This window comes from uncultured Eudoraea sp., from assembly GCF_947490415.1.
GTDB lineage: Bacteria > Bacteroidota > Bacteroidia > Flavobacteriales > Flavobacteriaceae > Eudoraea.
In genome coordinates this window covers 336,746-356,001 of sequence record NZ_CANLGX010000003.1, presented here as the reverse complement: position 1 = coordinate 356,001, position 19,256 = coordinate 336,746, and the positions used below count along the sequence as shown (strand labels likewise).

The following is a 19,256-nucleotide window of genomic DNA, read 5'->3' as shown; positions in this document are numbered from 1 at the left end:
AAATTATAGTTCAAACATGGTTATAGTGTAAAACGGCGTATATACTACTGTATTTGATATAATTGTAGATATAACAACATGTAAGAGTTTTATATCTTCGCAACCGCATCAGCTCACCGTAAAAAGTAATCACCTACTCGGTAATCACTTCTTATCGCGTATATCAAAGCCGTTTTACTGAAAACTACGAAATTCCGTATGTTTTCATATTTTTATTAATTTGCCTAACAAGCCCTCTTAAAAAGTGTCCAGGGCCAATTTCTGTAAACTCAGTTGCTCCATCCTCTATCATGTGGAGAATTGTATGCCTCCACATTACCGGATGCGTCAATTGATTGATTAAATTTTCCTTAATTAATTCTATATCGCCACTTGGTCGTGCTGTGACATTCTGATAAATTGGGTAAATAGGCTTTTTGAATTCTGTTTCCTCAACAGCTAATCTAAACTCTTCAATTATTGGCTCCATAAAGGGAGAATGAAATGCTCCGCTTACAGGTAAATTTACCACTCTAGTAGCAGCTGGTCTTAATTTTTCACAAGCTTCTTTTAGAGCCTTCATTTCACCTGAAATAACAACTTGATTTAGAGCGTTGTAATTAGCAGGAACAACTACTCCGTCTATCTGATTACAGATATCCTTGACGATAACATCATATAATCCAACCACAACTGCCATACCTGTATTTTCGTGTTCACAAACTTTTTGCATAAGAGAAGCACGCTTGGATATAAGTTTCAGGGCCGATTCAAAATCTAAAGATCCAATGGCAGCCAAAGCTGATATCTCACCCAAAGAATGCCCGGCAACCATATCGGGTTTGAATTCATTTCCAAGCGTTTTTGTCAGAATATATGAATGTAAAAAAATTGCCGGTTGGGCAAACTTTGTTTGTTTCAAATCTTTAGCAGATCCTTCAAACATGACATCAGTAATTGAAAATCCTAAAATATCATTGGCTCTTTTAAAATATTCTTGAGCCAATTTGGATTTTTCAAATAACTCTTTTCCCATACCCGGAAATTGAGTGCCTTGACCGGGGAATAAGTATGCATGCATAAATTCAATAGATTGTTAAGATTTTTAATAAATCAATTTTTATCAGAAATAGAATCGATAAGAAAATAAACACCTTATTGATAACTAGTATCTTAGTATTCCTCCTGTCAAGCACTAAATATGACTATCATAGTACATTTCACTTACAAATATTTTATAAATATATACTTTAGAATAGAATTAAATTCTGATTCTTTTAAATTTTCATAAAGCCAAGACAACATTTTACTCTTACTGCGTACCATCTGGCTCATCTCTATAAAGGTCTGCCAGAACTTTTCTATATGCTCTGCCCTGCTTTTATCCAAAGCTCAAGTTACAGGACGTGGTACATTTTTAACTAATTGTCGATAGATTTCCAAACGGACGCCATTTCAGTAACGCGTTTATTTAATATGTCCGATGCTTCTTGAGTTTTTTTAGTTGGTTTTGCATCAGTATTCTGCAATACATTCAACAGATAGAGTAATTTAGATTGAAGGCCAACAATCGTTTCATTTTCCAGATCCGATTGATAAATACTTCCGTAAATAATATCGCCATTATTTGGAGCTCCTTTACCTCTAAATTCTAAAAGCGCCTCTTGTTCGCTACTTTTTGCAGTCAGCATGTCGTCAATAGATTCTCTGATTAGTTGCAGTGTCTCATAATTAGTATAGCACTGCATAGACAGGTCAGTTTGTAAGGTAAGAGCCTCATTACTCACCTCAGAACGAGGATCTAATTTAACCGTCAAGCTTCTTTCTGTGATATTACCATTTACTTTTAGTTGAATCTTGTATTCTCCAGGAGCTACAAAAGGGCCTACCGGACCACTTTCTGTATTGTATTGAACCGCCGCAATGGCATAGCCTCTGTTAGCGCCCCTTGGTTCTTTGTAACGTAAATTCCATACAAAACGTTGATGACCTCCTTCACCAGACAACCCTTGAAATGGTCGCTTCCAATACGTTGGATGTTGCATTTTTGTAGAATCTAAAACTTCCTCAAGATCGTCACTTGAAAAGCTATTGACCGCAATCCCTTTTTGATCAAAAATTTTGAGTTCGACTTTATTTATATTTGAGCCTAAATAATAATCGATTATGGCACCATCTGGAGGATTTTGTCCGGTTGGTTCCTCTGGTGGTAACGGTGTGTCGCTAAACATATTAAAACGAACACGATAAGCATCGCTGGGCTCAAATAAATGCGCGCTTTTCGTAGTCAAACTTGCCAACTCCCTCAAAGGACTAAAATCATCTAAAATCCAAATAGAGCGGCCATGTGTACCAATAACTAAATCATTATCATGAATTACCAAATCTCGAATAGATGATGCTGGCATATTCATTCTGAGGGATTGCCAAGATTCACCATCATTTGATGAAAAATAAACTTCACGCTCAGTTCCAGCAAACAGCAATCCTATTTGCAGAGGGTCTTCACGCACTGTGTTCACAGGACCAGAAGGGTTCATTCCTGAAACTACTTCTTGCCATGTTTTTCCGAAATCATGTGTTTTGTAAATATGTGGCTGCATGTCATCTTTTCTAATGGCATTCACGGCAACATAAGCTGTTCCTTTATTAAAATGACTTGCATCAATTTGTGAAATTTTGTCCCATGAAGTAATTGTTGAAGGTGTTACATCTTTCCATGTTTTTCCACCATCAAGCGTAACATGCACTAGGCCATCGTCTGTTCCTGCCCAAATAATATTTTTATCAAGAGGCGAAGGTCCTATTGCGTACACTATAGCACGTTGTGGCATAGTTTTCATAGCAACAGTTTTGTAATCACCAACACTAGATGGCACTTCTGGTTGTTTTCTTGTTAGGTCTTCACTGATTTGTTCCCAACTTTGTCCTCCATCATGAGTTTTCCAAACAACATTGGTTCCAAATAGTAACATACTATTATCTGCGGGATGAAATAACAATGGCATCGTACGTATATATCTAAATTTTCCTGAGCGCAAAACTTCAGGACCAACATATTGTGACTGTCCAGTTTTTTTATTGAACCTAATAACGCGTCCACCATAAATGATGTTTGAATCTAAAGGATCCGGAGCTACATACGCATATTCGTCTGCACCTACTCCCATGAATTCCCTAAACGAGATTTGACCGCCATTACTCCTACTTGAAACACCAATGGCTCCGCTTTCTTGTTGACCACCATACACCCAATAAGGAAATTGATTGTCAGTTGATACATGATACAATTGTGCTGTTGGTTGGTTATACCATGAACTCCATGTTTTTCCACCATTTACAGTGACAACGCCTCCTTGATCTGCAGCGAAAAGCATGATTTCTGGATGCATTGGATTAATCCATATACGATGATAATCGTCTCCTCCAGGCGCTCCTTTTATAGAAGTCCATGTTTTTCCACCATCTTCAGATTTGTATGACGCTATATTCCCTACAAAAACAATATTTTCATTTTTCGGATGTACTTTAATTTCTGCAAAATCACTGCCTCTTCCCCAAAGACGGTTTTCAGTTGTAATCAATTTCCAGCTTTCACCAGCATCATCACTTTTATAAACACCACCATTTTCTCTTGCATCAACTGTAGCATACATGCGTTTTGAATTGCTGAGTGCTATGGCAACTCCTATTCTTCCTAACCCCTGATTAGCTCCAGGTAGTCCTTTTACGATATTTCGCCATGTTTCTCCACCATCCGTAGATTTGTATAAGCCACTATTTGGTCCGGAAAATTTTGCATTTTCCCAGGGCCCTTCCTGGTGTTCCCACATATCGGCAAATAAGATATCAGGATTATTCGGATCCATTTCAACTTGAATAGCTCCGGTATTATGGTTTATGTATAAGGTTTTTTTCCATGTTTTTCCACCATCATTAGATCTAAAAATACCACGCATTTCATTTGCGCCATAAGGATGGCCTAAACCAGCCACATAAACAATGTCTGGATTAGTTGGATGCACGATCACTCGGCTAATTTGCTGAATGTCGTTTAAACCTAGATGCTGCCAATTCTTACCACCATCGACTGATTTAAACATACCATCACCTACTGCAAGGTCTGGTCTATGAAGCCCTTCACCGGTTCCTACATAAATAACATTTGGATGTGATGGAGAGACCGCTAAATCTCCTACGGAGCCAGTTGGAACGTCATCAAAAATTGGATTCCATGTACGACCATAATCATCTGTTTTCCATACACCTCCATTATTCACACCTATAAAGAATACATTTGGTTGAGAAGGAATACCAACCGCACCTACTGTTCGACCACCACGAAAGGGTCCAATCATTCTATATTCTAAATCCTGATAATAAGATTTGTCGATTTGTGAGAATGACTGAATGGATAATAAAAGGGAAAGGGTTAGAATGAAGATTCTCATAGTTGTAGTTATAATGGTTGTGTCTTTAAAAATTAGCATTTTTGAAACGCTGGATTGTATTATACAATAAATTTGCTCTGTAAATTCAAAAGATAACACTTTTCTTATATTGATAGAATAATACTAATTAAAAGCAATATTAATTAACGGTACAACAATTAATATTATGCCTCCCTCCTCTCTCCTACGCTCTTTGAGCTTCGGATGACATATGCGTAGTCGGATAAATAGTGTTTACTCGCACACTCAATTTTAATAAATAGGTGCCCGTGAACCGCAAGCGTTTCCATTAGCAATGAAGACGAAACTTGTGGATAAATTTTTTTAAAGAAACTGTAGCCTTACCTCGCGCCTTTTGACTCATTCGCTAAAAAGGTATGTCAGAATTTTACTTAACGCTCTGCCCTGCTTTTATTCTAATGCTCAAGTTACCCCTCTTCCCTTCCACTGCGGCGGCTTGCATAACGGCGTACAACTTGTCCGCCCTAATGTAATGAAGGTGAATTATGGTTCAAATAAGTGTATAGTATAAAAAGGAGCATACCAAATATTTGATATAATATCAGCTCTTCACTTAGCTATTTAGATAGATTCGTAGTAATTCTTAAACAGTAACCCAAAATCACCTACTTTTATCATTGCTATGACCGTATTAACTTCCTTAGTATTTTTTTCTACTATATCATTTTTATTTTTTGGAATTAGTTGTTTTTTAACAAATTATATGCGGACAGAATTTGTCCGTTACGGACTTAGCAAACAGCAACGGCTGATTGGTGCATTGCAGATTTTGGGTGCTTTTGGACTTAGCTTTGGTTTCGTATACCTGCCTATTTTGGGTATTGTGAGTGCAATAGGATTATCCTTATTAATGATTTTGGGATTTGGTGTTCGCCTGAAGATCAAAGATTCTGTGGTTCAATCTGCTCCTTCCATTATCTACGCCATAATAAATGCATATATAGCGATAGCACTACTAAAAAGCCTATAAACTGTGGTCAATTTAAACCACAAAAGCTAAAAACAAACACATTACTAAAAATAAAAATGCAGGAAAAGATTTTTTAATTGGATCTTTGATTTTAAAATGCATCAGTACAGAACCTGTTAATAGAAAAGCAAGGCCTAAAGTTGCCGGTTTTAAAAGAACAGGAAACCAAATAGCACTAATAAGCGCAATAGCCAGAGCCACTTTTAAAAATCCAATAACATAAAGGCTCCACTCCGGTAAACCGTACGCTGCAAATTCCTCTTTGATTGTTGTAGCGCTACCTCCTCGCCATGGTGTGGCTTTATTGGCTTGAATAAGCCAGACATTTAATATACTAACACCTACAATGAGTTGAAACGCAATAGACAGATATTCCATTATTCAATTTTTAGAAAATATACAAAAAGTAAAATAAACTTACGCTATCTACTACTGTCTAAATTTAAAAATAACCAAAACAGCAGGGAAAATGAACTAAGCATTATTGGTAACTTTGCATTTTGATATAGTATCAGATATAACAACATATTAGCGTTTTATATCGATGCCGCCCCCCTGGTTCAGTTCTTACTTTAAAAAAAGATCAACTTTATAAAACTGTAACCCGGACTTTTTTCTTTTTTAAGCGTGTATTGTTTAACTTTTCCACCAATTCATCTGCAATAGTTACAGGAACGGCAACAAACGCACAATCTTGTTTTAGTTCTATGTTTCCTAATTGGTCTTTGGTGATTTCCCCCTGTTTAAAAAATAGTCCTGCAATATCTCCCTTAGAAATTTTATCTTTTCTACCCCCGGAAATAAACAAAGTTTCCCAGAATTGTGGCTTACGAACTGTCTTTTTGGAGATGTTGGCCACTTTAGAATTTTTAATAAAATCCGGCAAGTATTCTTTTTCCCATTTCAATACATAAGCTGTTCCTTTAGAAGCTACTCTGGCCGTTCTGCCATTTCTATGTGTAAACTCTTCTGCAGTTCTAGGAAGCTCATAATGAATAATAAATTTTAATTCTGGAATATCAAGACCTCTGGATGCTAAATCTGTAGCAATTAGGATCTGGCTCGTTCCGTTCCTGAATTTTATTAAAGAACGTTCTCTGTCTTTTTGCTCCATACCGCCGGAAAAACAGCTGTGGTTTATATCGTTTTTATTTAAAAAATGGCTTACCTCGTCAATACTCTCTCTTAGATTACAGAATACAATTCCTGGTTGATTGCCAAGGTGCCCTATTAAATCCACGAGAGTCTGTAATTTATTTTTAGTTGGTGAGATCACCGTTTTAATCTCCAATTTTGAAACTACCTTTTCTTTTAAATAATTGATGGTCGTAGGCCGGTCTAAACGCACAAAACCAGGGACCTTAAGACTTTGAGTGGCCGAAGTTAATACACGTTTATTTATATGGGGCAATTGATGGATAATCTGTTTCATTTCAGACTCAAAACCAACTTCTAATGACTTATCAAATTCATCCAGAATTAAGGTTTTAATGCTGTCTTTAGTAAAACGATCGTTGCTAAAATGGTCTGCAATTCTACCAGGGGTTCCTATTAAAATGGCAGGCAGATGTTTAAGTTCTATTTTGTCTTTAGACATGGGTCGACCGCCATAGACCGCATTTACTTTAAAACCAGATCCCATAGTTCGTACCACCTGTTCAATTTGTATGGCCAATTCCCGTGAAGGCACTAAAATAAGAGCTTGTATATCTTTACAATCGGGATCTAAGGCTTTAATAAGAGGTAATAAAAAAGCCAGTGTTTTTCCTGTACCCGTGGGAGAAAGAAGAATGGTATTGGGCGTTGTTTCGATTACAGAAATAGCCTCCTCCTGCATTGGATTCAACTGATGGATATTTAATTTTGTTAAAATATCCTCTTGTTCTTTAATACTATTTGCCATAATGATTGCTATTTAGTACTCTTTTTAGAATCCCCGGTTTTTGGATTACCCGTGTTTGTTTGCGCCAAATAATTTGCCAGTACTTTATCTATCAACTCTTCCTTAGTTAAATGATGAAATACCGTCATCACCTTATTTCTGAATTCTTCTGAAATAGCACGATTTGGTTTGGTTTTAAATATTTTTTTCGCCCATAATAATCCATTGTTTTCTTCTATGCTCTGGGCATCTGCTTTTTTAAGTTCATCGAAAACAATACCCAATTCTTGTTCAAAATCAGCAATATCTTTAACTTCTTCTTTTTGTAATATAGTTAATGAAAGCCCCTTTGCTCCTGCCCTGGCTGTACGGCCGCTTCTGTGGACATAAGCATCATAAGTATCCGGCAGATGATAATTAACAACATACGATATTTCTTTAACATCAAGGCCACGGGCGGCTAAATCGGTAGCAACCAAAATAGCTATAGAACCTGCTCTGAATTGTCCCATAATACGGTCACGAATGCCTTGAGATAGGCTACCATGAATGGCTCCGGATGAGAATTTATTAATGGCTAAGTTTTTAGCCAGTTTATTAACAGCCGCTTTGGTTTTACAAAAGATAATCCCTCTTTCGCCTTCTTTACTATTTAAAAAATGAAGCAATACCTCTAATTTTTCTATAGGTTCAACCACCATATAGTAATGATCGATCCCCTGATGGCCTACGGTAGACATATCTGCTTCTACCTGTATGACATGTTTAGACATGTAATTTTGAACCAATTGCTTTATGGCACCCGGCATAGTGGCGGTAAACAATAGCGTTCTTCTTGATTTTGGAATTTCTTTGACAATACTATCCAAGTCTTCTTTTAAAGCGCTCACCATTTCATCGGCTTCATCCAATACCAAATACTTTAGGTTTTTGATAACGATGGCACCGCGATTTAATAAATCTACTAAACGCCCCGGAGTAGCCACGACAATATGAGTCGTGGTCTTTAAACGTTCTATTTGAGGTTTTATAGGAATGCCTCCGAATACCGCCGCTACAGAAATAGCAAGGCTATGCGAGGCAAAAGAAATTAAGTTAGCATGAATTTGTTGCCCTAATTCTCTTGTAGGGGCTAATATGACGACCTGTATAGTAGTGTCTTCAATATCGATTAACTGCAACAAAGGCAACCCAAAAGCAGCGGTTTTACCCGTTCCTGTTTTTGCCAGGGCAACCAGGTCTTCTTTTTGATTAAGTACAATAGGAATTATCTTTTCCTGAATATCTGTAGGAACAGAAATTTGTAAATCGGCTAAACTTTGTTGTAATGCCTTATTAATACCTAAATCAGAAAACGTTTTGGACATAAAAAAATTTTAAGCAAAGATAACCACAAGTTAATAGGGAATCGCCCCAATTGATTTATTACGCAAATTCTTACTCGAAGGCATCTATGAGCTTGTTATTTAGTGATGGTGTTGGATAAGCTTGCTATTAAAAAGATTAAATTTAATATTTACTTTATACCTTTTAAATGATTACTAAACAATAATTTAGACTTATTATTTTTTTGACATAAATAAAAAAACCCATCAATATTGACGGGCTCTCTATTAAACTTGAAAGTATATACTTTAGATAACTTTTACGTTCACTGCGTTTAATCCTTTGTTGCCTTCCTGCAAATCAAATTCAACTGTGTCGCCTTCACGAACCTCGTCTACCAATCCAGAAATGTGTACAAAGTGATCTTTTTCTACTCCTTCTTCAGTGATAAATCCAAATCCTTTGGCATCATTGAAAAATTTTACTGTTCCTTTACTCATTGTAATGTAATTAAATTTATAATATGTATTAGTTTGCAAAAGTGGGACTATTTTTCTGATATACAATACGTTAATAAGCTTGTTTTCAATTTATTATGAATTGGCTACCTTAAAATTTATATTATCTGCTATATGGAGCATAGTAGTTGCTTTAAATGAACTTTTGTATATTTTTACTTGAACAACTGTTAATCCAAATCCTTTTTTTAACATGAAAACCAAGCTTTAATAAAAAACCGGTATACAAAGATGTATGCCGGTTTCCTATCTAAAAATCATCTTTGTGCTAACTTTTAAGCGATGCCATATCAATAACAAACCGATAATGTACATCACTTTTTAGCATACGCTCATAGGCCTGATTAATATCCTGTATTTTAATAATCTCGATCTCTGAGGTAATATTGTGTTTACCGCAGAAATCCAATAGTTCCTGTGTTTCTGCTATTCCACCAATCAAAGAACCTGCAACCGTTTTACGGCCCATAATCATAGGAACTGAATTCAACATGGGGTCTAATGGCCCTAAATAACCTACCAGAACCAAGGTGCCGTCTGTAGTCAAGGTTCCGATATACGGATTGATATCATGCGCATAGGGCACTGTATCAATAATAACATCAAAATTGTTCTGAACGCCAGCCATTTGATCCTTATCCGTTGATATAACTACCTGATCTGCTCCTAAATCCAAGGCATCCTGTATTTTATTTGGGGATCTTGAAAACAAGGTTACATGTGCGCCTAATGCATCCGCCAGTTTTATGGCCATATGTCCCAGGCCTCCAAGACCAACCACAGCTACTTTACTATCCTTCCCAACATTCCATTTTCGCAAAGGTGACCAGGTGGTGATTCCTGCGCAAAGTATTGGAGCAATACCGGCAAGATCAAGGTTTTCTGGAATATTTAAAACAAAATGTTCATCGACCACAATGCTCTCGGAATAGCCACCAAATGTTGGCAGATCTAAATGCTTATCATGGCCACCATAGGTGCCCACCCATTCAGGACAATATTGCTCCAGATCTTTTTTGCAATTCCCGCATGTCCTGCACGAATCTACCAAACAACCCACAGCAACAACATCGCCGGCTTTAAAATTGCTTACCCCTTCCCCTACTTTAATGACCTTACCCACAATTTCATGACCGGGAACTACAGGATACACACTAAATCCCCAATCGTTGCGTGCAAAATGCAAATCGGAATGACATACGCCACAATATAGAATTTCTATTTCGACATCCTTAGGAGTAACTTCCCTTCGGTTGATTTGCATGGGTTCAATAGCAGCATCAGAGGCTTCTGTGCCATAAGCTTTGATATTTTTTACATTCATTTTATTTTAATATTTAAGTAATTATTTGATTCATTTTTAATACACAAAAACTTCTATAAATATACATAATAAAGCGTTCCACACAAATTTCACCACCACTCCCCTGTCCTTTTGAAAAAAGAGTGTATTTGTATAATAAAAGCCTGGATTTCTCCAGGCTTTTGTGTAATAATTACTAAAACTAATTTAAAGAGCACTAATCAGTTTCATCATAAGGTTTTAATTTTATTGTATCCATAGTTTTATATTATAATTGTTTGACTAATTATTATTTACACCATGAAGTAAACATCCAGTTTCTTTTCTCTAGATTTCTCATGAAGTCAGTGACTATTTGTTCAGTGACATTATCACCAGTTTCTAAAGCAGCATTAACAACATCTAACATCTTGTCATGTAAAACATCAAAATCTTTTAATACTTCTGTGACCATTGCTGTAGGAGACATTTTATCTGCACTAACCTCTTTAATTTCAGACAAATCTAAAATTTCTTTTATTTTCATCGATGGTTTTAATCCAAATACGCGAATTCTTTCTGCTATTATGTCAATGTTTTGCTTAACTGTGTTATATTCTTTCTCAAATTCTTCATGTAATTCAAAAAAATCATGACCGTCAACATTCCAATGAAAATTTCTCAATTTATTGTAATGCACAAAATAATTAGCCATTAACTGATTTAAGCTAACTACAATTTCTGCGGTTTCGAGATAAGTAAATCCTAATTTTCTAAAAGGTTTTCTATTTATTGTTTTATTTTCTGTTATTGATTTCATTTAATATAAGTTTTTCTAATTAATAATTTATAGATTAAATTATACAAATCTGAATGATAGATTTTTATAATTAATCAAATGCTTTATAACGTCTGTGATTTTTACAAAATCGGGAAGTAGAATATATAGACTTTATTAAAGCCTAGAACATAATGAAGTGGTATGTGTCGCCTACAAATAACATACCTTTAATATAGGCTTTTTAATGAAAAAGTCAAGTTTTTAACGCTTTTTAACGGTCTTGTATAGAATTTTCATCATCTGGCACTTCATTCAAAAGGCAAATCATTGCCTTTTTCATTTTGCACTATTAACGCTTTGCCATGACTTTTCTAAATAAAAGATTCATGACAACACGAAAAAATAGAAATTTGTTGAATTATATACCATAACTCTTACATCCTTCAGAGTTTAATAATTCCAGGTTTTCATCAAAACGACTATCTAATACATTGCCTGTTTTTTTGTGACAAAATGGGCAAGCATTCATATCCCCATCTGTGTCTATGTATATTCCTTTTTTTCCAGCACTTAAGCAACCTTGTCTTCGCTGATAATAACCATGGTACGTAATTATAGGATATGTGCTGTACTCCGAAGTAAAGTTCATTTTCTTAAAGAATTTTTCTAATAGGTCTATTTGATCTTGATTTAGAATTACGTCTTTATTGGCATAATGGCCAACTGCTTTGGGTTCTAAGAATTGCACAAACGAAACCTTTAGTTTTTTGGCCAATTCCATATATGACATTAAATTATCTTCAGAAATAAACTCTTTGGTGGCACATAAAGAAAGTGCAGTGATAAGATTATTGTTGTTTGCGTTTTTAACAGCTTCCTCAACCCAATAATAGGCATCCTTAAAATTTCTGAACCTATTATGTAATTTCGGACTAAAGTGATCTAAGCTAATAACAGCACCAGTTAAACCAGCTTCTTTTAAACGTTTAGCATTGGTATTATTAAGCATAAAACCGGAGGTGACCACCCAAAACTCTGTTGATTTATCTGCACCATTTAAAAGTTTAACCAGTGCATCCATTTTAATCAAAGGTTCGCCACCAGACAAGTGAATTTGACTCACACCTTTATCTTGAATTCTTTTCACTATACCCTGTAATTCACTATCTGATAAAACCTCTTTCTTATTTAAATTATCCCATTCAAAACAATGTTCGCACTGCAAAGCACATTTTTTAGTAATAGCAAAAAAGACGTTATTAAATCTATTAATGGTCCCTTTATTTACTGGCTTAAAATCATTAATTTGAGAAGCAATAAACCTTTTATAAACCTTACTGTTCCATCCTGGGGTATATAAACCTATATGGTATTTGCCATTTATACACACCATTTTATGCACTTTATTATTGCCTAAAAAACGTCTTCTGAATCGAATTAAATAGCGAAGGGATTGTATCCAGTCTAAAGGATTATGATAACATTTTACTATAACTTTTAAGAGCGTAAACTTTATTCTTAATCGAATGAATTTCAATCTCAATCCAGTAATAATTTGCGGTTTGTTTGAGGTGTCAATTGTTGTGGAAATTAATCTGGTTTCCTTTGCCTCTTTATCCTGAAGTTCAACTATCATAGCTTTTTATTTAGTGTTTGATGCTAAGTCAAATTGATTTTCATAATCCATTAGGGCTTGATATTCATACATTGAAAAATCTGTAAATGCACCAGCTTGTTTAAACAATCTTAGTTTTTGAAAATCCGGTTCACCTTCATAGTTTCTTATATAATTATAATAACCTCTGTTTTTTAAAAAAACCGTTCTAATTATATCTGGAGTTGGTTTACTAGTCTTAAAGGTAACTATGACTTCGTCACCAATATTGGGTTGAACAAGGTAATTTTGATCTTCTCCTAATAGTAGTTTAGTTACATTATTATTATTTCCATCAATAGCGGCATTAGGATTAATGTAATTAATATCTAATGCTAAATTTTCTGTGAAATCAATACCAACATAATCTACCTCCCAAAACATAAATCCAGTTTCAAGTTTTATAAATACTTCCTCACCAGGCGCGTTACTTATGTCAATTGGTACAGCTATATCTCTTGAAGCCATGGGGCCAACTGTATTTATTCTATCAACTAATTCCCAACCAGTATTAGTTTTTAAATAAACCGATAAAGGTATGCTTTGTTCGTTCATCCATTTCGTGCTTTTTTCTTTAGAAAAATCTTGTTGGTCTTTTTGAAATTGAGAATAATAGGAGCCAAATTGTTCGTTAAATTTCCCAAAAACATAATCTAACCACATAGAATTTTTTACAGTTAAAACTAATTTAGCGTTTTTTGTCTGTTGAGGTTTATTAAATTTTAATTCAATATTTCTTAAACTACTAGAGCTAATTAGTTCTGAATTAAACAAATAAGAGTTGTTGTCTTTAACTAATACGGGATCGCTATTAGTGTTTAAATGATCAACCAACACATTATTTGGAGAAATTATATTTGAAAATGTATGTAGTTTGCCATTTTTATCTAACAGCACTTTAACATTATCAGGATGATTAACTTCTAATAATTGAACATAATCGGTGTACTGGATCTCTTTTAATTCATTAGTAATCTTAATACTATATTCATTATTCACTTCATTTAAATTGGGTAATAATAAATAATCATTTCGTTGTTGATTTGCAGTTAAAATTCCTGGATAGAGCTCGCCTGTAAAAACAAATTCTTCTCCATTATTTATATAAATAAAAGGACAAGAGCTCTTTGTCAAAGCAGCAATAATGCCTATCACAGCTATCACTCCTATTGTGCCTACGGCAATATTAGCAGCAGTACGACCATTATTTTTATCATTTACGGATATGGTATAAATTTCAGAAAATGGAATACTTACTTCTGTACCAAAATCTGGAATGTTGTTATTGTTTACAAAAAAATGAATTTCATTAAGAGGTGTTTGTTTATTGTTATATCTATGAACTTTCTTTTTTTCTCTTGGTTGAAATGGGATATGATACTTATCTATTTCTTGAGCTATACCTGAAATGGTCTTGTTTTCTTCACTTAAAACAAGATTTTCTAAATGCCAAATAGTTCCTCCGGAGTGTATGACTACATATTTTTGAGATTCATTTAATTCATCGATTTGACGTGCCATTGTTTCGGGAGATGTTGTTAAATCTCTAACCTTATAATAAGAACAGCTTATAATTAGGTTCAAAAAAGAAAGCGTTAAAAACAGGGATAAAAAAGAGGAAAATTTTTGATTTTTTCTAAAAAAATAGAAAGGGAGGAACTTTTTTTGTGATAAAAGTTTCATTATAGTATTACTTTAAAAGAAAGCCTTATTCTGATTAAGATTAGAGGGGATAATGTCTAATAGTTTAAAGAAAATTAGTAATAGATATAGTTTCAGTCTCTTTAAAGATATATAAAATAAATAAATATGAAGCAATATTTTATCCTTGCCCCTTATGGAAGATTTTATTAACAGGATTAATCTATTTTTAAGACACCTATCTAAAATAATCTGCAGCCTAATAGATACAATTTAGTAACTTCTATTACTATCTATTCGGGTTTCTGCTCCTGTTGCGGTTTTGAGATCCGTTACTGTTTGAATTTCGTTGCTGGTTCCGATTTCTGTTGCGATTAGAATTGTGCGACCGCTGTGGTTTCTGTTCCTTCTTGGTTTCCACCTCGTCTTCACTGTCCACAAATTGGTGTGCCGGCATACGGGGAACGTCCTGTTGGATGAGTTTTTCAATATCGCGCAGGTAAGGTTGTTCTTCCTTATCACAAAAAGACAATGCTATACCACTGGCACTCGCCCGACCTGTTCGCCCAATCCGGTGCACATAGGTTTCCGAAACATTGGGCAGGTCATAGTTGATAACTAAGGATAGTTCCTCTACATCAATGCCCCTTGCTGCAATATCTGTAGCGACCAATACTTTTAGTCTTCCATCTTTGAAGTCCCCTAAAGCCTTTTGCCTGGCATTTTGTGATTTATTGCCGTGAATGGCGGCCGATTTTATATCGGCTTGTCTTAATTTTTTACCAATTTTATCGGCACCGTGTTTTGTTCTGGAAAACACTAAAACGGAATCTTCAGGTCTCCCCTGTAATAGATGTACCAATAATTTGGGTTTGTTGACCTTACTTACGAAATAGACACCTTGTTCTACTTTCTCAGCGGTAGCTTGTTCCGGTTTGATGGTTACCCGCTCAAAATCGCCCAGCATTTTTCTGGAAAGCGCTACAATATCTTTAGGCATGGTTGCCGAAAAGAAAAGTGATTGTCGTTTTGGAGGTAGTATGGAGATGATCTTCTTAATGTCGTGAATAAAGCCCATATCCAACATATGGTCGGCTTCATCCAGGACCACAAATTCTAAGTCCCTAAAGGAAATATATCCCTGGTTTAGCAAATCGAGTAAGCGGCCTGGTGTGGCTACCAGGATATCAACGCCATTTCTTAAGGTATTTACCTGCTTCCCTTGTTTGACGCCACCAAAAATAACGGTGTTTCGCAAACCTGTAAATTTTCCATAAGCGCTTAAACTCTCGCCTATTTGTATGGCCAGTTCGCGTGTTGGAGTTACAATCAGGGCTTTTATCCGTCGTTTACCCTTTTGTCCGTTTTGCGAATTATACAAATGCTGAAGTATTGGAATTCCGAATGCTGCGGTTTTTCCCGTTCCCGTTTGTGCCACACCCAAAAGGTCTTTTCCTTTGAGGAGTATGGGAATCGCTTGTTCTTGAATTGGGGTGGGATTTTCGTAGCCTTCTGCCTGAAGTGCTTTAAGTATTGGTTCGGCCAAGCCGAGTTCTTTAAATGTCATTTTGTTAAATAAGCCGCAAAGGTACGCTTATTTAGGCTGAGAACGGTGAATTAAGATGTCTGAGCGAGAAATACTTCACAACCCGGCAACAGCAGCCTCTGCACAGCGCTCCCCATCCATGGCCGCTGATACAATGCCACCTGCATACCCACCACCTTCGCCGCAAGGGAACAACCCTTTGATTTCCGGATGCTCTAATTGCTTGTTTCTGGGGATATTTACCGGAGACGAAGTTCGCGATTCTACTCCCACGACATTGGCTTCTGAAGTGTAATAGCCTTTCATTTTCTTACCGAACTCGGTAAACCCGGTTCTTAAACGACTCCCTATCAACCTGGGAAGGAGTGAATGCAAAGGTGCGGATTTAAGTCCCGGTTGGTATGATGTTGGGTTTAAATCCGGAGAAAATATACCCTCTACAAAATCTGTTAACCTTTGTGCAGGAGCTGTTTGGGTTCTTCCACCGGCGGTAAAGGCTAAACGTTCTAAATCTTTTTGATATTCCAATCCTTTTAAGACACCGTACTTTTCGTATTTCGGAATATCTTCCTCCACGTTTATTTCAACAACGATTCCTGAATTCGCGAAAAGGTTATTCCGTTTCGAGGGCGACATGCCATTGACAACCACTTCTCCCGGGGATGTTGCCGCAGGAACTATAAAACCACCGGGGCACATACAGAACGAATACACCCCGCGATTCTTCACCTGGTGCACCAAACTATAGGCGGCCGCCGGAAGCAATTCATTACGCTCTCCTTTGCAATGGTATTGAATAGAATCGATAATTTGTTGTGGGTGTTCTACGCGAACGCCCATTGCAAAAGACTTTGCTTTTAGGGCAATGTCCTTTTTTTGAAGCAGGTAAAAAATATCGCGTGCAGAATGGCCGGTTGCCAGAATAACCCGAGACACTTGCATTTCATCTCCATTTTGTAAAATAATGGTTTTTAATTGATTACGTTCTATTATAAAATCTATTACTTTAGTATTGAAATGTACCTCACCGCCATATTTAAGTATAGTTTCCCGAATGATCTGCACTATTTTCGGGAGTTTATTCGTGCCAATATGGGGGTGTGCATCAATAAGTATTTGCTCCGTTGCGCCATGGTGCACCAGACTTTCAAAAATTCGCCTCACATCACCTCGTTTAAGACTCCGTGTATATAATTTTCCATCAGAATAGGTGCCTGCACCGCCTTCCCCAAAACAGTAATTGCTATCCTCGTTAACGATATGGTCCTGGTTGATGGCTTTTATATCTCTTCGACGATTTTGAACATTCTTGCCCCGTTCCAGTACAATAGGTTTGAAACCAAGCTCCAAACAACGCAATGCTGCCCACATACCTGCCGGACCAAAACCGATGATATGAATGGGTTTGGCTTTTGAAACATCCTTATAATCAAAGGAATAGGAAGAATTCTTAGGAGCTTTTTCCTTGATGTAAACGGCAAGTTTGTAATTGAAATAAATAGTTTGTTTTCGGGCGTCAATAGACTTCCGGAGTACCTTTAATGTAAAATCAACTTCAGGAATCCCAAGGGTTTTGGCAGCTTTGCGCCTAAGGATGCCTTCCTGGCCTTCTTCCTTTAATGGTATCCTTACCTGGATGTTTCTGATCATAAGGCAAAATTACTCGAATTAAAGTATAGGTTTCGATATAATTATAATCATAGCAATTTACAGCTATAACCTAATCCTAAGTTATAGTTATTTCCTTCTTTTACTTTTATTATAATTCTTATCACCTCTGGTTTTGGGTTTTTTGTATTTAGCCTTAATTATGCGTTTATAAGACCCTCTTTCATTTGTTTTCTTATTCTTTTCTGACTTTTCGTGAAAACTTGCTCCACGCTCATGCTCATTGCTTTGTTTATGGGGATTATTTGGTTCACTAACCTGAGGTTGCTCTTCAGGGGTTAGCCGTGTGGCGATTTCTACCTCCCTTGGAAAAGGAATATGTTTAATTTCCATATTCATAAGTGCTTCAATAGCATTTTTATAGGCAATTTCTTTCTCTGTATAGAACAAGAGGGATTCTCCCTTCTTTTCGGCACGACCAGTACGACCAATACGATGCATGTAATTTTCAGGAAAATGCGGGGTGTCAAAGTTTATAACATGACTTATTTCGTTTAAATCGAGACCACGTGCCATAACATCAGTTGTGACCAAAATCCTGTTTCTACCTTCATCAAACTGTTTAATAGACCGCATACGGTAGTTTTGCGTTTTATTAGAGTGAATTACACAAATTTCCTCATTATATGATTCTTGTAGTTCTTCAAACAACCGATCAGCGCTTCTTTTGTTGGATACAAAAACCAGTACTTTTTTAAAAGTTGTTGCATTTTTCAGTAGGTGTATTAGCAAGTTTACTTTCGTATAAAAGTTAGGAACTGCATAACTACTTTGTGTAATATTTTCTAAAGGCGTACCACTTAAGGCAACGGAAATCTTTTCAGACAAAATAAAAAATTTAGCTATTAAATCTTCTATATCTTCTGTCATAGTAGCCGAAAACATAATATTTTGACGCTTTGTTGGTAATAAATCGAATATATTGGTAAGCTGAAACCTAAACCCTAAATCCAACATGACGTCCACTTCATCGATTACTAATTTTTTAATCGATTTTAATTGCAATGCGCGACTTAAAATCAAGTCGTATAAACGGCCAGGGGTTCCTACTACAATGTCCTGGCCTTCCACTAACAATGCTTTTTGAGTGTTTATATTGGTGCCTCCATAAACTCCTAATACCCTATTATTTAAGTATTTACTAAATTTTTCAATCTCCTCAACAACCTGCACTACCAATTCTCGCGTAGGCACTAAAATTAAAACTCTTGGATGCTTATCTGTTGAAAACGTAAGCGATTGCAAAATAGGCAGCATATAGGCAAATGTTTTACCTGTTCCAGTTTGTGCAATACCTACGACGTCCTTACCTGATGAAATTACCGGATAGGCTTGAGATTGAATTGGTGTTGGATTTGCGAAACCTAAATCGGTTATAGCCGAACGCAGTTGGTTGGAGATATTAAATTCGTCAAACGATTGCATCTTTATTAAATTTTATGCAAAAGTAATGTATTACAGCTACTGGCAGGAATTGATTCAACTCTGGTTACTATATAACAGGAATTCAAGTAGTTCGTTCATGGATCTCAAGCGT

Annotated in this window: 14 protein-coding genes; 1 reads left to right on the top strand and 13 read right to left on the bottom strand. The window is 36.0% G+C overall.

The features are described from left to right. Nucleotides 1–184 precede the first annotated feature (184 nt). Together fabD and Q0874_RS09835 are read right to left on the bottom strand one after the other, a co-directional pair. The gene (gene fabD, locus Q0874_RS09840) at nucleotides 185–1,060 is read right to left on the bottom strand and encodes an ACP S-malonyltransferase (protein WP_299162484.1); all 876 of its coding nucleotides are present in this window, start codon (nucleotides 1,058–1,060) and stop codon (nucleotides 185–187) included. A 340-nt stretch (nucleotides 1,061–1,400) separates the two neighbouring features. Next, nucleotides 1,401–4,430: an exo-alpha-sialidase gene (locus tag Q0874_RS09835; protein ID WP_299162482.1), complete on the bottom strand. Its 3,030-nt coding sequence runs from the start codon at nucleotides 4,428–4,430 to the stop codon at nucleotides 1,401–1,403. 643 nt (nucleotides 4,431–5,073) lie between these two features. On the opposite strand from Q0874_RS09835, the gene Q0874_RS09830 reads away from it, so the two are divergent. Continuing rightward, entirely contained in the window at nucleotides 5,074–5,421 is a 348-nt protein-coding gene (locus Q0874_RS09830; protein WP_299162480.1) for a DoxX family protein, read from the top strand. A 12-nt stretch (nucleotides 5,422–5,433) separates the two neighbouring features. Here Q0874_RS09830 and Q0874_RS09825 read toward each other — a convergent pair whose 3' ends face one another. The 11 genes from Q0874_RS09825 to Q0874_RS09775 form a co-directional block, all read right to left on the bottom strand. Continuing rightward, nucleotides 5,434–5,799, bottom strand: a complete 366-nt coding sequence (locus Q0874_RS09825; protein ID WP_299162478.1) for a DoxX family protein — start codon at nucleotides 5,797–5,799, stop codon at nucleotides 5,434–5,436. Nucleotides 5,800–6,010: 211 nt separating this feature from the next. Next, entirely contained in the window at nucleotides 6,011–7,324 is a 1,314-nt protein-coding gene (locus Q0874_RS09820; RefSeq protein ID WP_299162476.1) for a DEAD/DEAH box helicase, read from the bottom strand. An 8-nt stretch (nucleotides 7,325–7,332) separates the two neighbouring features. Continuing rightward, a complete protein-coding gene (locus tag Q0874_RS09815; RefSeq protein WP_299162474.1) occupies nucleotides 7,333–8,670 on the bottom strand; it encodes a DEAD/DEAH box helicase in 1,338 nt (445 codons plus the stop codon). A gap of 267 nt (nucleotides 8,671–8,937) precedes the next feature. Continuing rightward, nucleotides 8,938–9,129 carry a cold-shock protein gene (locus Q0874_RS09810; protein WP_299162472.1) on the bottom strand — a complete coding sequence of 64 codons (192 nt, stop codon included), beginning with the start codon at nucleotides 9,127–9,129 and terminating at the stop codon, nucleotides 8,938–8,940. A gap of 286 nt (nucleotides 9,130–9,415) precedes the next feature. Further along, the gene (locus Q0874_RS09805) at nucleotides 9,416–10,471 is read right to left on the bottom strand and encodes an NAD(P)-dependent alcohol dehydrogenase (RefSeq protein ID WP_299162469.1); all 1,056 of its coding nucleotides are present in this window, start codon (nucleotides 10,469–10,471) and stop codon (nucleotides 9,416–9,418) included. A 268-nt stretch (nucleotides 10,472–10,739) separates the two neighbouring features. Further along, nucleotides 10,740–11,249, bottom strand: coding sequence for a DNA starvation/stationary phase protection protein (locus Q0874_RS09800; RefSeq protein WP_299162468.1), 510 nt, complete (start codon nucleotides 11,247–11,249; stop codon nucleotides 10,740–10,742). Nucleotides 11,250–11,628: 379 nt separating this feature from the next. Further along, on the bottom strand, nucleotides 11,629–12,846 hold the full coding sequence (locus Q0874_RS09795) for a radical SAM/SPASM domain-containing protein (protein ID WP_299162466.1): 1,218 nt from the start codon (nucleotides 12,844–12,846) through the stop codon (nucleotides 11,629–11,631). Between the two features lie 6 nt (nucleotides 12,847–12,852). Continuing rightward, nucleotides 12,853–14,547: a hypothetical protein gene (locus Q0874_RS09790; protein ID WP_299162464.1), complete on the bottom strand. Its 1,695-nt coding sequence runs from the start codon at nucleotides 14,545–14,547 to the stop codon at nucleotides 12,853–12,855. A 247-nt stretch (nucleotides 14,548–14,794) separates the two neighbouring features. Further along, a complete protein-coding gene (locus Q0874_RS09785) occupies nucleotides 14,795–16,072 on the bottom strand; it encodes a DEAD/DEAH box helicase (RefSeq protein ID WP_299162462.1) in 1,278 nt (425 codons plus the stop codon). Between the two features lie 75 nt (nucleotides 16,073–16,147). Continuing rightward, nucleotides 16,148–17,701, bottom strand: coding sequence for an NAD(P)/FAD-dependent oxidoreductase (locus Q0874_RS09780; protein WP_299162459.1), 1,554 nt, complete (start codon nucleotides 17,699–17,701; stop codon nucleotides 16,148–16,150). Nucleotides 17,702–17,788: 87 nt separating this feature from the next. Continuing rightward, nucleotides 17,789–19,144 carry a DEAD/DEAH box helicase gene (locus Q0874_RS09775; RefSeq protein ID WP_299162456.1) on the bottom strand — a complete coding sequence of 452 codons (1,356 nt, stop codon included), beginning with the start codon at nucleotides 19,142–19,144 and terminating at the stop codon, nucleotides 17,789–17,791. Between the last annotated feature and the right edge of the window lie 112 nt (nucleotides 19,145–19,256).

Excerpts from the sequence above, each read along its gene's own strand:
- fabD (WP_299162484.1), bottom strand. The coding sequence starts at position 1,060 with ATGCATGCATACTTATTCCCCGGTCAAGGCACTCAATTTCCGGGTATG.
- Q0874_RS09835 (WP_299162482.1), bottom strand. The coding sequence starts at position 4,430 with ATGAGAATCTTCATTCTAACCCTTTCCCTTTTATTATCCATTCAGTCA.
- Q0874_RS09830 (WP_299162480.1), top strand. The coding sequence starts at position 5,074 with ATGACCGTATTAACTTCCTTAGTATTTTTTTCTACTATATCATTTTTA.
- Q0874_RS09825 (WP_299162478.1), bottom strand. The coding sequence starts at position 5,799 with ATGGAATATCTGTCTATTGCGTTTCAACTCATTGTAGGTGTTAGTATA.
- Q0874_RS09820 (WP_299162476.1), bottom strand. The coding sequence starts at position 7,324 with ATGGCAAATAGTATTAAAGAACAAGAGGATATTTTAACAAAATTAAAT.
- Q0874_RS09815 (WP_299162474.1), bottom strand. The coding sequence starts at position 8,670 with ATGTCCAAAACGTTTTCTGATTTAGGTATTAATAAGGCATTACAACAA.
- Q0874_RS09810 (WP_299162472.1), bottom strand. The coding sequence starts at position 9,129 with ATGAGTAAAGGAACAGTAAAATTTTTCAATGATGCCAAAGGATTTGGA.
- Q0874_RS09805 (WP_299162469.1), bottom strand. The coding sequence starts at position 10,471 with ATGAATGTAAAAAATATCAAAGCTTATGGCACAGAAGCCTCTGATGCT.
- Q0874_RS09800 (WP_299162468.1), bottom strand. The coding sequence starts at position 11,249 with ATGAAATCAATAACAGAAAATAAAACAATAAATAGAAAACCTTTTAGA.
- Q0874_RS09795 (WP_299162466.1), bottom strand. The coding sequence starts at position 12,846 with ATGATAGTTGAACTTCAGGATAAAGAGGCAAAGGAAACCAGATTAATT.
- Q0874_RS09790 (WP_299162464.1), bottom strand. The coding sequence starts at position 14,547 with ATGAAACTTTTATCACAAAAAAAGTTCCTCCCTTTCTATTTTTTTAGA.
- Q0874_RS09785 (WP_299162462.1), bottom strand. The coding sequence starts at position 16,072 with ATGACATTTAAAGAACTCGGCTTGGCCGAACCAATACTTAAAGCACTT.
- Q0874_RS09780 (WP_299162459.1), bottom strand. The coding sequence starts at position 17,701 with ATGATCAGAAACATCCAGGTAAGGATACCATTAAAGGAAGAAGGCCAG.
- Q0874_RS09775 (WP_299162456.1), bottom strand. The coding sequence starts at position 19,144 with ATGCAATCGTTTGACGAATTTAATATCTCCAACCAACTGCGTTCGGCT.